Source organism: Nodosilinea sp. LEGE 07298, from assembly GCF_015207265.1.
Classification (GTDB): Bacteria; Cyanobacteriota; Cyanobacteriia; order Phormidesmidales; family Phormidesmidaceae; genus Nodosilinea.
Genome location: NZ_JADEXE010000058.1, coordinates 15,895 through 28,306 on the forward strand (window position 1 = coordinate 15,895; position 12,412 = coordinate 28,306).

Consider the following 12,412-nt stretch of genomic DNA (forward strand, 5'->3'; position numbering starts at 1 on the left):
GAGGATGAAGAAAGTGAGGATCGGTCCCTGAGCGCAGTCGAAGGGAGATGAGGGTGAGGCAGTGCAGGAGATCTACTGATGTCAGCGTAATCCAAAATCTAAAATCTAAAATTCTCTCGGGTTTGGCAGGTAGGATAGAGTCTGAGCAACCCCTGACGCCTTAGAAAAACGAACAGAGCAAGAGAGCGTATGGCTAACATTGCCGTAATCGACTATGACATGGGCAATCTGCACTCGGCTTGCAAGGGGCTGGCGCTGGCCGGAGCCACACCAACCATCACTGACGTGGTGGCCGATCTCGAAGCCGCGGATGCCCTTGTGCTGCCGGGCGATGGGGCCTTTGACCCAGCCATGCGGCACCTGCGCGAGAAGGGACTGATCGAACCGATCAAGCGAGAAATTGCATCGGGAAAACCCTTTTTGGGCATCTGCCTCGGCCTCCAACTCTTGTTTGACGGCAGCGACGAAGGAGTTGAGCCAGGGCTGGGGCTGATTTCGGGCCGCATTCGCAAGTTCAAAAAAGAGCCGACGATCGCCATTCCGCACATGGGTTGGAACCAGCTGACCCTGACCCAGCCGAATCATCCTCTATGGCAAGGCGTTAGCGATGGCGACTGGGTCTACTTTGTGCATTCCTACTATGCCGAACCCAGCGACTCGGCGGTGAATGCGGCGACGACGACCCACGGCACTCAGTCGGTGACGGCGGCGATCGCCCAAGACAACATCATGGCTATGCAGTACCACCCCGAAAAGTCGGCCCCCGCTGGCCTCGTCATGTTGGCCAACTTTGTCGCCCTGGTGAAGGCCCAAACCCCTGTGGCTGTGGCCTAGCCTATGCTGCGCATCTACGGCAACCGCGCCCTCAAAACCCTACCCGGCACCGACACTCGCCCCACCTCGGCCCGAGTGCGCGAGGCCTTGTTCAACATTTGGCAGGGACGCATTGTGGACTGTCGCTGGCTCGACCTGTGCACGGGCAGTGGTGCCATGGGGGCCGAGGCACTGTGTCGCGGCGCGGCGGAAGTGGTAGGCATTGAGAAGTTGCCGGAGGCCTACGCCATTACCCGCGAGAACTGGCAAAAGGTGGCCCAGCCTGACCAGACCTTCAGCCTGTTTCGCGGCGACGTGGTGAAGCAGCTCTCGCGACTGCACAGCCAACCCTTCGACTGTATTTACTTCGACCCGCCCTACGACAGCGAGTTGTATGCTCCTGTTCTAGAACGGGTAGTGAGTCTCAGTTTGCTCCAGCCCACGGGTGAAATCGCCGTCGAATATCGCCCCGATGCCTGGGAGCCAGCTAACGTCCATGGGTTAGACCTGGTGCGCCAAAAGCACTACGGTACAAGTCATCTGGCCTTTTATACCGTTCCTGGGCCGTTGGCAGAGCCGCTTGAACCGGGCTCATAACAGCTTTCTGTCAGGTAGCAGTTCAAACTCGGTATTAAATCCAGTGTTTTGGATAAGGTCGTCCAGGAATCCAGCGGCTAAAGGCTACCGTACAGAGCACGAGCAAAACCGCCCCTGTTAACACTGGGGTAAAGACAAAGTTCCAGGAGGCATGGCTCATAACGCCAACCAGGGCAACCGCCCCTCCTGGGGGATGCAGGGTATGAGTAAGCTGCATCAGCTGAATAGCGGTAGCCACCGCCAGCGCCATCACCCAGGGTGCAGTGCCAAAGAGACTGACGCAGGCGACACAGACCAGCGCCCCAATCACACTTCCCCCAATTACATTACGGGGCTGGGCCAAGGGGCTATCGGGCACGGCAAACACGAGCACCGCCGTTGCACCAAAGGGCGCTGCAATTAGTGGATAGCCGGTATACACCGTGAGGTAAGCCAGTGCGGCGATGCCCACAAAACTGCACAGGTACGATGTCAAAATTTGCCCATGGGTAAATTGGGGCTGATGGGCCGATCGGCGCAGTAGCCTGGTGTACCGCTGAGGCTGAGGTCGAGAGTTAAGCTGTCTCATGGTGTGGTGCCCGTTGTAAGCCTTAGCCGCCTGAATGACCGCCGCAGTTGGTAAGCAAAAGTACTCTGAAAGTATTTTGTCACAGCTTCATAACCTAGCCAAGAAAATGTAGCTAAGGGCACAGAAATTAGAGACTTTTTGACAAGCCGAATTGGACGATATTACGTGGGCCTGATAGCTGAGGACCTGAGCCCATCGCTAAAAGGTTCAATACTAAAACGCTGCTGAGCACGCAAGCGCACTGGACAAAGCCGAAGCGTGCGATCGCATGATCCGCCCCAGCAGGAAGGACGCGATCGCACGCCAATACCGCCAACCAGTATGGCGTCTCTGTTTGATCTCAGCCAAACGCTCGGAATGTCGCTAGCCCGCGATCGCGGGTACCCGCAACGGTTCCCCAGTGAGGCTAAAGGGGCGTACCTGGGTAATTTTGACCTGTACCAACTCGCCCTTCAATTCCGCAAAATCGCCCGCAAAGAAGGCCAGCCGGTTGCCTCGGGTGCGGCCCATTACCTGGGTGGGGTCTTTGGGGTTAGCCGCTTCGACCAGCACTTCTTCGATGCGGCCAGCGTAGCGCTGCGATCGCTCCGCCGCCTTCGTATTTACCAAATGGTTTAGCTGCTGGAGGCGATCGCTCTTCACCTCCTCCGACAGCTGGTTTTCCCACAGCGCGGCGGGGGTGCCGGGGCGAGGCGAATAGGCCGCCGTATTGAGCTGGTCGAAGGCGATGTCGCTGACCAAATCCATCGTGCGCTGAAACTGTTCCTCGGTTTCGCCGGGGAAGCCCACGATCGCATCGGCGCTGATTGCCGCATCGGGCATGTAGCGACGCACGGTATCGACAATGCGGCGATACTTTTCGTGGGTGTAGCCTCGCGCCATCGCCTTCAGCACATCGTTGTCGCCCGACTGAAAGGGAATGTGGAAGTGCTCGCACACCTTGGGTAGCTCGGCGCAGGCGCGAATTAGCCGCTCGGTGAAGTAGCGCGGGTGGCTGGTGGCAAAGCGAATGCGCTCAATGCCGGGCACATCGTGAACAAAATACAGCAGGTCAGTAAAGGTGTGCTGGTGCCGTCCGTCGGCGGTAGATCCGGGCAGGTCGCGCCCGTAGGCGTCGATGTTTTGGCCCAGCAGTGTCACTTCTTTAAAGCCCTGGCGGCCCAGTTCTTCCATCTCGGCGCGGATGGCCTCTGGGGTGCGCGACTGCTCGACGCCGCGCACCCCCGGCACCACGCAGTAGGTGCAGCGCTCGTTGCAGCCGTAGATTACATTCACCCAGGCGGTAATGGTGCTGTCGCGCCGGGGCTTGGTGATGTCTTCCATGATGTCCACCTCTTCGGTGGCGACAACCTGGTTGCCGTCGAGCACCTGCTCCAGCAGGTCTTGCAGGCGGTTGGCGTGCTGCGGCCCCATCACCAAATCGAGTTCGGGCACTCGGCGCAGCAGGGCTTCGCCTTCTTGCTGAGCCACACACCCGGCCACAATCAGCGTCAGGTCGGGCTTTTCGTGCTTGCGCTTGGCCTGGCGACCCAGATACGAGTAAACTTTTTGCTCGGCGTTGTCGCGAATGGTGCAGGTGTTGTAGAGCACCACGTCGGCGGCATAGGGGTCGTCGGTGTAGGTGAGGCCCATGGTATCGAGAATGCCGGCCATACGCTCGGAGTCGGCCTTGTTCATCTGGCAGCCGAAGGTGGTGATGTGGTATTGACGAGCAGAACCGGCCATAGGTCTAGGCTTTGGGAATAGCAACAGCGCAATTTCCCATTTTAGCGTTCCACCATCCGTTAACGCGTTTTAGTTAGGGTCAAAGCTCAATGGTGATTTGGGTTCTCGAAAATTAAACCCTCGCTACTGGCCTGGAGAAACCCCACCGGGTTTCACCTCATACCAGGCCTGTGACCTGGATGGCGCTGATATGCTGCTGGAAGCGTTGAACGCTGATACGCTGCTGGCTGACAAAGGCTATGACACCGACAAACGAGTGATTGAGCGATTGGAGTGCCAGAGTAAGACGGTGGTCATTCCGCCCAAGGGCAACCGGAAAGCCCCTCGGGACTATGACCGGGAGCTGTACAAAGCACGGCATCTATTCCAGTTCGCAAGCGCGGTCATCACTTTCCGTTCCGCTGCTATTTTCCGGATAGGCTCTTAGTGATACCTTGATGCCATGACTCTACCCCTTACCCATCTTCGTGCGGCACAGCCCGATAATTACTGGCTGTGCAATGCCCGCCTGCCCCTGGCCTGTCTTGATGCTGCCACCCCTCTGCGCACCCCCATTGCTGAGCTAGCGGCCCCGCCTCGGTTAGAAGATTGGGTGGCGGCCCACCTGCACATTCAGTCGGGGGCGATCGCGGCGATCGCCCCTGCCACTTCGACCCCAGACGATGACCTGCCCCGCTACGATCTGGGCCAGGGCCTTGTGTGGCCATGCTTTACCGACTGCCACACCCACTTAGATAAGGGCCAAACCTGGTTGCGTAGTCCCAACCCCGATGGCACCTTTGCCGCCGCCCTCGACGCTGCCACCGCCGATCACCGCCACTGGAGCGCTGCCGACCTCTACTCCCGCATGTCGTTTGGGCTGCGGTGCAGCTACGCCCACGGCACTCAGGCGGTCAGAACCCACTTAGACTGCCTGGATGGCCAGGAGAAGACTAGTTTTGCGGTATTTGACCAGCTGCGGCAAGAGTGGGCCGACCGGCTGACGTTGCAGGCCGTCTGCCTGGTGTCGATGGACTACTACGATCGCCCCGAAGCCGAGCAGCTAGCCGATACCGTAGCCCAGTACGGCGGCATTTTAGGCGGTGTGATCTATCCGCAACCCGGTCTGGAGGCTCAGATCGATCGCGCCTTTGCCCTGGCCGAAGCGCGGGGGCTAGACCTCGATTTTCATGCCGATGAGAGCCTTAACCCCGAGGCGGAGGGGCTGCGGATTGTGGCTGAAACTAAGCTGCGCCGACGCTTTGCGGGGCAGGTCAACTGCGGCCACTGCTGTAGCCTCTCGGTGCAGGCCACAGATCGCGCCCAATCCACCCTGGCCCTGCTAAAAACCGCCGGGGTGAGCGTGGTTAGCCTGCCCATGTGCAACCTCTACCTGCAAGATCGGCAGCAGGGCCGCATGCCCCGCTACCGAGGGGTCACGCTGCTGCCCGAGCTGCGCCAGTTTGAGGTGGCGGTGGCCCTGGCCAGCGACAACTGCCGCGATGCCTTCTTTGCCTACGGTGACCACGATATGGTGGAGGTGTTTAACCAATCGGTGCGCATTGGCCAGCTCGATCGCCCGATTGGCGGCTGGCCCCAGGCGGTGACGCGCACCCCGGCCCAAATCATGGGCCTCGATGTGGGGCTGATTGGCGCGGGTCGCCCCGCCGACCTGGTGGTGTTTAAGGCTCGCAACCTGAGCGAGCTTCTGGCGCGGCCCCAGAGCGATCGCATCGTCATTCGCCAGGGCACCGCCATCGACACCACCCTGCCCGACTACGCCGAACTCGATGCCGTGGTCGGCATTAGCTAAGAAATCAGCTAGCTATACCGGTTTCGACCTGGAAAACCGAACTTCTCTCAAGCCTTGGGTTTGCTAGGCTAAATCCAACGGTAGTCAAGCCAACGGTGGGCAGGGCGGCGGGAATAGTGACATTACTGCTCCCCGAGCTTAAAGTTGACTACAGTAAAATCGCCGTTGGGGCGATCGCTGGCGCGGGTTTTTAGGAGGATTGGTATGGCTGCTACGGGCTTTAAAGACTATTACGCGGTGCTGGGCGTCAGCCGCACGGCGAGTGCTGATGAGATTAAGCAGTCATTTCGCAAACTGGCCCGCAAGTACCACCCCGACGTTAACCCCAACGACAAGACCGCCGAGGCTAAGTTTAAAGAAGTTAGCGAAGCCTACGAAGTGCTCTCTGACGCCGACAAGCGCAAGAAATATGACCAGTACGGTCAGTATTGGCAGCAGGCTAGCCGAGCTGGGGCGGGCAGCCCCTACGGCAGCCCCTTCGGTGGAGCCTATGGCAGCCCCGGCGATGGCGGCTTTGACTTTAGCAACTACGGCAGCTTTGACGAGTTTATTAACGAGCTGCTGGGCCGCTTTTCGACACCTGGCGGCGGTGGGCGCTCATCGTACGCCTATGGTGCCCCAGGCGGCGGCCCGGCTGGCCCAGGCTTTGGCTACGACACAGCGGCATCTAGCCAATCCTTTGACCAGGAGGCCAACATTCGCCTCACCTTTGGTGAAGCCTTCCACGGGGCACAAAAACGTCTTCGCATCGGCAACAACAGCGTTGAAGTCCGCATTCCCCCAGGGGCCAAACAGGGCAGCAAAATTCGCCTCAAGGGCAAGGGGCCGATGAACCCCTATAGCAAGCAGCCCGCCGACATTTACCTGGTGGTGCAGCTCGATACCCACAGCTTCTTTAAGCTGGAGGGCGATAGCCTTAGCGCCGAAGTGCCGATTACCCCCGACGAAGCGGTGCTGGGCGGCAAAATCGACGTGCCCACCCCCGACGGCAGCGTCACGATGAACCTACCGGCGGGCATTCGCTCTGGCCAAAGCCTGCGGCTGCGGGGTAAAGGCTGGCCCAGTCCTAAGGGCGATCGCGGCGATCTGCTGATCAAAGTTGTGATTACGCCGCCCGGTACCTTGAGCGATGCCGAACGTCAGCTCTACGAGCAAATTCGTGCTAGCCGCACCAGCAACCCTCGACAAGATCTGACGAATACGCGGATATAGGTTGTCTCAGACCTATCGGCCCCGGCCCCATCACTATCTACGAACGCTTAAAGCCTCCGAGTCATTATGAACGGAGGCTTTAAGATATTTTTAGAAGTAAAGAAGGCACCAGTTTTAATCCCGCGACCGTAGCTACTTTAGAGTGGGGAGCGCCCACCCTGGGGGCAACTATTCTTCCAAAGTCGCCTAAACGCTTTTCGAGAGTTCTCGGGCTGCCTGCTTTAACTCCTCTGAAGAGCGCTGGCGGATTATCTTAGCCGGAACCCCAACCGCGACTGAATAGGGTGGAATGTTTTTCGTTACGACTGAGCCAGCGCCAATAACACTACCTTGGCCAACTGTGACTCCATCCATGATCTTAACCCCAGACCCAAGCCAGCAGTCGTCTCCAATAGTTATGCCTTTAGTGGTCAAGCCCTGCTGATTAATGGGAACATCCAACCTTGAAAAGATATGATTGTTGGCGTAAAGACCGGAATGTGAAGCAATTAAACAGTTTTTCCCAACGGTGATGTCGCCAGGGCCTGCCATACACACGTAAGGCCCTATATAGCATCCGGCCCCGATTCTAATTGTGCCACCAAGGGCCTGGAGATGAAACCCTTGGTCGAGACGTACAGAATTTTCTAAAATCAGCTCGCTGCCAGCTTCCCAGCAGTTGAGCAGCGAGTAGTCGCAAATTGAAGAAAAACTGCCAATGTCTATTGATTTTGGGCGATTGAAGCGTACGTTGGCTTCAATGCCAACTTTCTCACCAAAGCGTTTAAAAATAGATGCGTAAACAATTTGGCGGATCTTTCTGCCAAGGCCCGTTGGGATGACGCCCAGCAAAGCCAGCAGATATTCGTCTTTTCGGTAGGCCCAAGAAACGGAAGACGCGACTTCAGAATCGACAGCTAATGGCTGTTTGGAGTCTCTCTGGTTTTCCATTCAAGTAAATCCTTTTTTAAAGAATCAATAAATTCTGGTCATGATCAAGCGTGGGCGGCTTTGCTTTTCAGGCATATAACTACCGGCTACAAACCTCTGAAAAAATAAGAGTTACAGAAACCAAGACCCACTGCTTTGCATGGCTTGCTCAGTCTTGAGAGATGAGGTGTTATCGGTTAGTAAATAACAGTCTTTAACTCGGGCTAGGTCTGAATCGCGCTAAAGCAAGTTAGGAAAAAATCCTCAGTCCAAATTCAACCTAAGTCAAGTCCAAACGTGGAGCTTTTCCGGTGGAAAAATTCCAGACCCTAAGCTGGACTTGGTATAGCTGCGTTAGCTAACAGCCCTGGAAATGGTTGATACCTTGTGCTGCTGCCCCATTGGAGAAGCATTTCTTGATCGCGAACTACAGTGGGATACCCACAATGTGCGACAGTTGAAATATTGCAGCTAAAGTATCCGTGAACTCAGCCTGTCGCGCAACCGCTAACAGTAAGCCCAAAGGCTGAATGCAGAGGCTAATATTCCTTGGTCTGGTTCACGTCAACTAAGTTGATAAAATCTATTGCAGACGTTATTCACAGCTGCAAGGCTCTATTGCCTTAAATCGCCTGCACTACTGCTGATAATCTGCGTGTGTTGGCTAGGTTATGGGGGAGTCAAGCCACCCGGAATTCTTACTGCCGCGACAGGTAAGCCTATTCGGCTCAAACGGGCCAGCTTAAGCCCCTTTAGTAGGGGCTGATAGATATTAGTGTAAACGTGTGATTGGTTGAAAATTAAAATAAACATATATCAACTTCATACACACTTTATACAAGTCACTAAAACCCGCGCTACGGGCTGGAACTGTCCAATTTTAGTTGAGTTAAGTCTACTCCTAAATCACTGGGGCGACAACCTGAATCTGCTTACGTGTTAAGCAACGCCACCCGATCTGCCAACCGGGTATTTACTTAAGTTGAGACAGATTGACCGTACTTAGGGACTGGGCTGTGGTGACGAAGTAGACCGTCTCGGCGTGAGTAACCCCGCAAACATGCTCAAGACAGCCCCAAAGAGGTCAGGAAACGGATGGCCAAAGAGTTGGTGAGCCCCGTAGTCGTAGCATCAGGGCGCTTGAGGTCGTTGGTCTTCTATGACCCGCTTGTGTGGCTGAGCCACGACGTCATAATGAAGGAGTTGGCCAATCCAAATGTAGGATGGGTTAGCGATAGCGTAACCCATGCGGGCGTTGGGTTTCGTGCCTCAACCCAACCTACATCGACTTATATTTAATTACGCTTGCCTACTTACATTGTGTCTGCAGGAGGAGGAGGAGCGTCGGCTCAGGCGGTGCAGCCACTGCCTTGCCTGCTATGAAGTGGCCTGAGACTTGCTCAAGCTGCGTCTTTTTTTGGCTTTGGTCTAAACTCCAGTGATCCAGCAACCCCACAATGAACCGAAGAAACGCCGTGGCATTATGATAAAAATAGCTGTGTTGTTTTGAGCTTTAGAAAGCACCTATGGATATTTTGTCGTTTGGTTGGGTGGCGCTGTTGGTGGTGTTTACCTTTTCTCTGTCAATGGTGATCTGGGGCCGCAACGGGTTCTAGACCCAATGCTGATGTAGTTGGCGTCTGTATAGCTATGGAAGTGACTTTTCAAGCCCAAGCGTTTAGCATCCTCGCTACCGTAGCCCTGGTGCTGATGGTTGTGGTAACAGGCGGCGTGGCGTACTTAACCGCCGCCGACTGGCGCGATCGCCGTCGTCGTAAGAACGATCAGCAGACCGCCAAGCGCGATCCGCAGATTGCCAAGCGCCGGGCGAAATCGTAGCTTGGCTAAGCCCACACCCCCTCGCGATAGTGCACCCTCTAGGGCTGCTTCTGGAGCACGGCAACTGGCGCTGAACGTGCTGCTTCAGGTGCAAGCCGGAGCCTACGCCGATGTAGCCCTGCACCGCACCCTGACCCAGGGAAATTTTGGCGAAAGCGATTCCCCTGGGGAACGCTCTGCGGAACGCGCCTTTGCCACTGAGCTGGTCTATGGCACGGTTCGCCGCCAGCGCACGCTAGATGCTCTGATCGATCAGCTGGGCACCCGCTCCGCTGACAAACAGCCCCCGGTGCTGCGGCTTGTGCTGCACCTGGGGCTTTATCAATTGCGCTACCTGTCTGCCGTGCCTGCCTCGGCGGCGGTCAATACCAGTGTTGACCTTGCTAAAGCCAATGGTCTGGGTCGGCTTTCTGGGGTGGTGAATGGGCTGCTGCGCCAGTACCTCCGCCAGGCTGAGGCAGGCGAAGACCCGTTACGTCTGCCCGATCAGCCTGAGGCGGCGTTAGGCATACAGCACAGCTACCCTGACTGGCTGGTGGCCCTGTGGCTCGACCAGCTTGGGCTTGCAGAAACTGACCAGCTTTGCCAGTGGTTTAACCAAGTTCCCACCATTGACCTGCGGGTGAATCGTCAACAGGCCACGGTCACCGCCGTCAAAGCGGCGTTTGATGCCGTGGATATTGCCGTGGCAGCTATTCCTGGGCTGCCCTATGGGCTGCGCTTGGTCAATCACCAGGGAGCGCTGAGCAATCTACCCGGCTACGAAGCCGGCTGGTGGAGCGTGCAGGATGCCAGCGCTCAGCTGGTTGGCTTGCTGCTCGACCCCCAGCCGGGTGACACCGTGCTGGATGTCTGTGCGGCACCGGGGGGCAAGGCGACCCAGATGGCTGAAATTGTGGGACCAGAGGGGACGATATGGGCCTGCGATCGCGCCCCCTCTCGACTCAAAAAAACGGTCGCTAACGCTACTCGTCTGGGCCTCAGCAACCTGCACATTCACGCGGGCGACAGCACCAATTTGACCCCGTTTCACCAGCAGGCTGACCGAGTGCTGGTAGATGCCCCCTGCTCTGGGCTGGGCACTCTACACCGCCACGCCGATGCCCGCTGGCGACAGACCCCCGACAATATAATGGTCCTGGCCAGCCTGCAAAGCGATCTACTGAGCGAAGCCGCCCGCTGCGTTAAGCCCGGTGGCACCCTGGTCTATGCCACCTGCACTCTGCACCCTGCCGAAAACGAAGCTATTATCAATGCTTTTTGCCAGGCTCACCCTACCTGGCGCATTCAGACTCCGGCCCCTGGCTTTGGTCATGGGCTAGCGGTTGCCCCCCAGGGGTGGGTAAAGGTTTGGCCCCATCGCCACCAGATGGACGGCTTCTTTATGGTGAAGCTACAGGCCTAGGCTTTTTCTTCGGCCTCTAGCTTTTCGCGCGACTCACCCCAGTAGGCGCTGATGGTAATCTCTTCCTGGCTCCCTTTGATCGCTGAGGTCCAGCGGTAGATGGTGTTTTTAGGGTTTATCCCCACTTCCAGCAGCTTGGCCCCCATGTAGTACTCCATTGAGTCGCGGGTGCGTTTTTTGAAAAATTCAGACTGATCTTTAGGCACCGTACGCGAAAGGTGGGCCTGGGTATGTTTAGGCTGGGCCATGGTTATTCAGCAAAATCAGCAAAAATTGGTTAGTTCGTTTTTCATAATACCTAGGGAAGGGAACCCGCTGCAGGCGACATCGCTGAAGGAATGGGGAAACTCGGGAATAATAACGTCACAGCCGTTAATTGCCCCGAGGAGACGATGGTGAGACCAACTAACCTACGCTGGAGCGCATCTGCCGCCCTACTACTGATCGCGATCGCGGGGTGCAATGCGCCTCAGCCCTCCGATCAGCCCTCTGGCTCGGCAGCACCTGGCGCTACCACCGACCCTGCTGCCGAGAGCAATTTGCCCGCCGACCAAGTCATGCTCCAGACCGTAGTTGACCAGGCCGAAGCGCGTGATTTCTGCGATGGATTCTTTCAGCCCGAGGTAGCTGCTGAATCGCAGGTCTACAGAATGGGCGATCGCGCTTTGGTAGAGCTGCATTGTGCCAGGGCGGCCTATCAGTCGGTCTATACCTATGTGGCTGTGCAACCCGACGGCACGCTGCAACCGCTGCCGCTAGACCTGTTTTATCCCGATCAGGCAGGGCAGTTTGTGCGCAGTCGCGAAGCCACGGTAGGCGGCCTCACCACCTTTGACCCTGCCCAGGGGCTGTTGACAGTGTTTAGCAAAGCGCGGGGGCTGGGCGACTGTGGATCGCTAGCGGAGTATCGCTGGACAGACGGCGCACTGGAGCTGGCGACCTTCCGCTACCAGGCGTGCAGCGACTCGCCTGGGGAGTTTGTCGACCCCGCCGACTATCCTCAGGTTTATCCTTAAATACCAATCCAACTCACACAACCTAATTCACACAAACCCAATTCACACAACTCCAATTCACACAACCCCTGCCTAACGAGTGCTGCTACACAATGGAGGTGGGCATGACGCGTGACATCCTTTGCAAACACTGTAGCCAGCCAATCCTCTCCCGCCAGGCGTTGGCGGTTGTAGGTCGTACTCTTCAGCCGCTACACGTGCGCTGCTACGCCGCCTATGCCGCCCGGCAGCCCTGGCACCAAAAGCCTGGCTGGCCCATCAACCGCTGGCGATCGCTGCTGGCCTTCAACGCGCTTTTGTTGGCCGGGGTGATTCTGCTACATCTGCTAGTCAGCCCCCTATCTGTGTCTGAGTGGCTGGGCCTAAGGCCGTTGCTGCTAGCGATTAATGGGTGGCTACTCGTGGCGCGGCTAGTGAGCTACTGGAGTCTAGAGCGGCACCTGCCGCAGCAGGAACCCACGCCGCGCGGTACCTAGTACTCTGCGGTGCAAGTTTAGATACTATTCTCCGGGGGCTAGGGAGCAGGGGGGCTAGGG

The 12,412-nt window shown here is 57.1% G+C and carries 14 protein-coding genes; 10 read left to right on the forward strand and 4 right to left on the reverse strand.

Annotated features, from left to right (window positions below; genetic code table 11):
• The first annotated feature begins 189 nt into the window (after positions 1–189).
• Positions 190–834, forward strand: a complete 645-nt coding sequence (gene hisH / locus IQ273_RS10470) for an imidazole glycerol phosphate synthase subunit HisH (RefSeq protein WP_194023112.1) — start codon at positions 190–192, stop codon at positions 832–834.
• Between the two features lie 3 nt (positions 835–837).
• A complete protein-coding gene (gene rsmD, locus IQ273_RS10475) occupies positions 838–1,410 on the forward strand; it encodes a 16S rRNA (guanine(966)-N(2))-methyltransferase RsmD (protein ID WP_194023113.1) in 573 nt (190 codons plus the stop codon).
• A gap of 34 nt (positions 1,411–1,444) precedes the next feature.
• On the opposite strand, the gene IQ273_RS10480 is transcribed toward rsmD, so the two are convergent.
• Together IQ273_RS10480 and miaB are read right to left on the reverse strand one after the other, a co-directional pair.
• Complete coding sequence (locus tag IQ273_RS10480; protein ID WP_194023114.1) at positions 1,445–1,978, reverse strand: HPP family protein; 534 nt, start codon at positions 1,976–1,978, stop codon at positions 1,445–1,447.
• 363 nt (positions 1,979–2,341) lie between these two features.
• Entirely contained in the window at positions 2,342–3,703 is a 1,362-nt protein-coding gene (gene miaB / locus IQ273_RS10485; RefSeq protein WP_194023115.1) for a tRNA (N6-isopentenyl adenosine(37)-C2)-methylthiotransferase MiaB, read from the reverse strand.
• A 97-nt stretch (positions 3,704–3,800) separates the two neighbouring features.
• Here miaB and IQ273_RS10490 point away from each other — a divergent pair, with 97 nt between their 5' ends.
• The 3 genes from IQ273_RS10490 to IQ273_RS10500 all read left to right on the forward strand — a co-directional run bounded on the left by IQ273_RS10490 (position 3,801) and on the right by IQ273_RS10500 (position 6,707).
• Positions 3,801–4,130: a transposase gene (locus IQ273_RS10490; protein WP_228052749.1), complete on the forward strand. Its 330-nt coding sequence runs from the start codon at positions 3,801–3,803 to the stop codon at positions 4,128–4,130.
• Between the two features lie 15 nt (positions 4,131–4,145).
• The gene (locus IQ273_RS10495; RefSeq protein ID WP_194023117.1) at positions 4,146–5,495 is read left to right on the forward strand and encodes a cytosine deaminase; all 1,350 of its coding nucleotides are present in this window, start codon (positions 4,146–4,148) and stop codon (positions 5,493–5,495) included.
• Between the two features lie 204 nt (positions 5,496–5,699).
• Positions 5,700–6,707, forward strand: a complete 1,008-nt coding sequence (locus tag IQ273_RS10500) for a DnaJ C-terminal domain-containing protein (RefSeq protein ID WP_194023125.1) — start codon at positions 5,700–5,702, stop codon at positions 6,705–6,707.
• 186 nt (positions 6,708–6,893) lie between these two features.
• On the opposite strand, the gene IQ273_RS10505 is transcribed toward IQ273_RS10500, so the two are convergent.
• The gene (locus IQ273_RS10505) at positions 6,894–7,637 is read right to left on the reverse strand and encodes a DapH/DapD/GlmU-related protein (RefSeq protein ID WP_194023118.1); all 744 of its coding nucleotides are present in this window, start codon (positions 7,635–7,637) and stop codon (positions 6,894–6,896) included.
• 1,505 nt (positions 7,638–9,142) lie between these two features.
• Here IQ273_RS10505 and petN point away from each other — a divergent pair.
• From petN to IQ273_RS10520, 3 genes are read left to right on the forward strand one after another with little or no spacing between them, the layout of a single operon-like run.
• Complete coding sequence (gene petN, locus IQ273_RS10510) at positions 9,143–9,232, forward strand: cytochrome b6-f complex subunit PetN (protein ID WP_017296597.1); 90 nt, start codon at positions 9,143–9,145, stop codon at positions 9,230–9,232.
• A gap of 34 nt (positions 9,233–9,266) precedes the next feature.
• The gene (locus IQ273_RS10515; protein ID WP_194023119.1) at positions 9,267–9,455 is read left to right on the forward strand and encodes a hypothetical protein; all 189 of its coding nucleotides are present in this window, start codon (positions 9,267–9,269) and stop codon (positions 9,453–9,455) included.
• Between the two features lies 1 nt (position 9,456).
• A complete protein-coding gene (locus tag IQ273_RS10520) occupies positions 9,457–10,860 on the forward strand; it encodes a 16S rRNA (cytosine(967)-C(5))-methyltransferase (RefSeq protein ID WP_194023120.1) in 1,404 nt (467 codons plus the stop codon).
• Here IQ273_RS10520 and IQ273_RS10525 read toward each other — a convergent pair.
• Positions 10,857–11,108 (reverse strand): hypothetical protein, encoded by a 252-nt coding sequence (locus IQ273_RS10525; RefSeq protein ID WP_194023121.1) that lies wholly within the window; start codon positions 11,106–11,108, stop codon positions 10,857–10,859. The two genes, IQ273_RS10520 and IQ273_RS10525, sit on opposite strands and share 4 nt — an antisense overlap.
• Before the next feature lie 147 nt (positions 11,109–11,255).
• Between IQ273_RS10525 and IQ273_RS10530 the strand changes: the two genes are divergently transcribed.
• On the forward strand, positions 11,256–11,876 hold the full coding sequence (locus IQ273_RS10530) for a DUF1176 domain-containing protein (protein ID WP_313898072.1): 621 nt from the start codon (positions 11,256–11,258) through the stop codon (positions 11,874–11,876).
• 104 nt (positions 11,877–11,980) lie between these two features.
• A complete protein-coding gene (locus IQ273_RS10535; protein WP_194023123.1) occupies positions 11,981–12,352 on the forward strand; it encodes a hypothetical protein in 372 nt (123 codons plus the stop codon).
• Positions 12,353–12,412: the final 60 nt, after the last annotated feature.

Bases quoted from the DNA above. Each gene is read 5' to 3' on its own strand.
- IQ273_RS10480 (WP_194023114.1), bottom strand. From the start codon at position 1,978: ATGAGACAGCTTAACTCTCGACCTCAGCCTCAGCGGTACACCAGGCTA.
- IQ273_RS10495 (WP_194023117.1), top strand. From the start codon at position 4,146: ATGACTCTACCCCTTACCCATCTTCGTGCGGCACAGCCCGATAATTAC.
- IQ273_RS10500 (WP_194023125.1), top strand. From the start codon at position 5,700: ATGGCTGCTACGGGCTTTAAAGACTATTACGCGGTGCTGGGCGTCAGC.
- miaB (WP_194023115.1), bottom strand. From the start codon at position 3,703: ATGGCCGGTTCTGCTCGTCAATACCACATCACCACCTTCGGCTGCCAG.
- rsmD (WP_194023113.1), top strand. From the start codon at position 838: ATGCTGCGCATCTACGGCAACCGCGCCCTCAAAACCCTACCCGGCACC.
- IQ273_RS10505 (WP_194023118.1), bottom strand. From the start codon at position 7,637: ATGGAAAACCAGAGAGACTCCAAACAGCCATTAGCTGTCGATTCTGAA.
- IQ273_RS10515 (WP_194023119.1), top strand. From the start codon at position 9,267: ATGGAAGTGACTTTTCAAGCCCAAGCGTTTAGCATCCTCGCTACCGTA.
- petN (WP_017296597.1), top strand. From the start codon at position 9,143: ATGGATATTTTGTCGTTTGGTTGGGTGGCGCTGTTGGTGGTGTTTACC.
- IQ273_RS10525 (WP_194023121.1), bottom strand. From the start codon at position 11,108: ATGGCCCAGCCTAAACATACCCAGGCCCACCTTTCGCGTACGGTGCCT.
- IQ273_RS10535 (WP_194023123.1), top strand. From the start codon at position 11,981: ATGACGCGTGACATCCTTTGCAAACACTGTAGCCAGCCAATCCTCTCC.
- hisH (WP_194023112.1), top strand. From the start codon at position 190: ATGGCTAACATTGCCGTAATCGACTATGACATGGGCAATCTGCACTCG.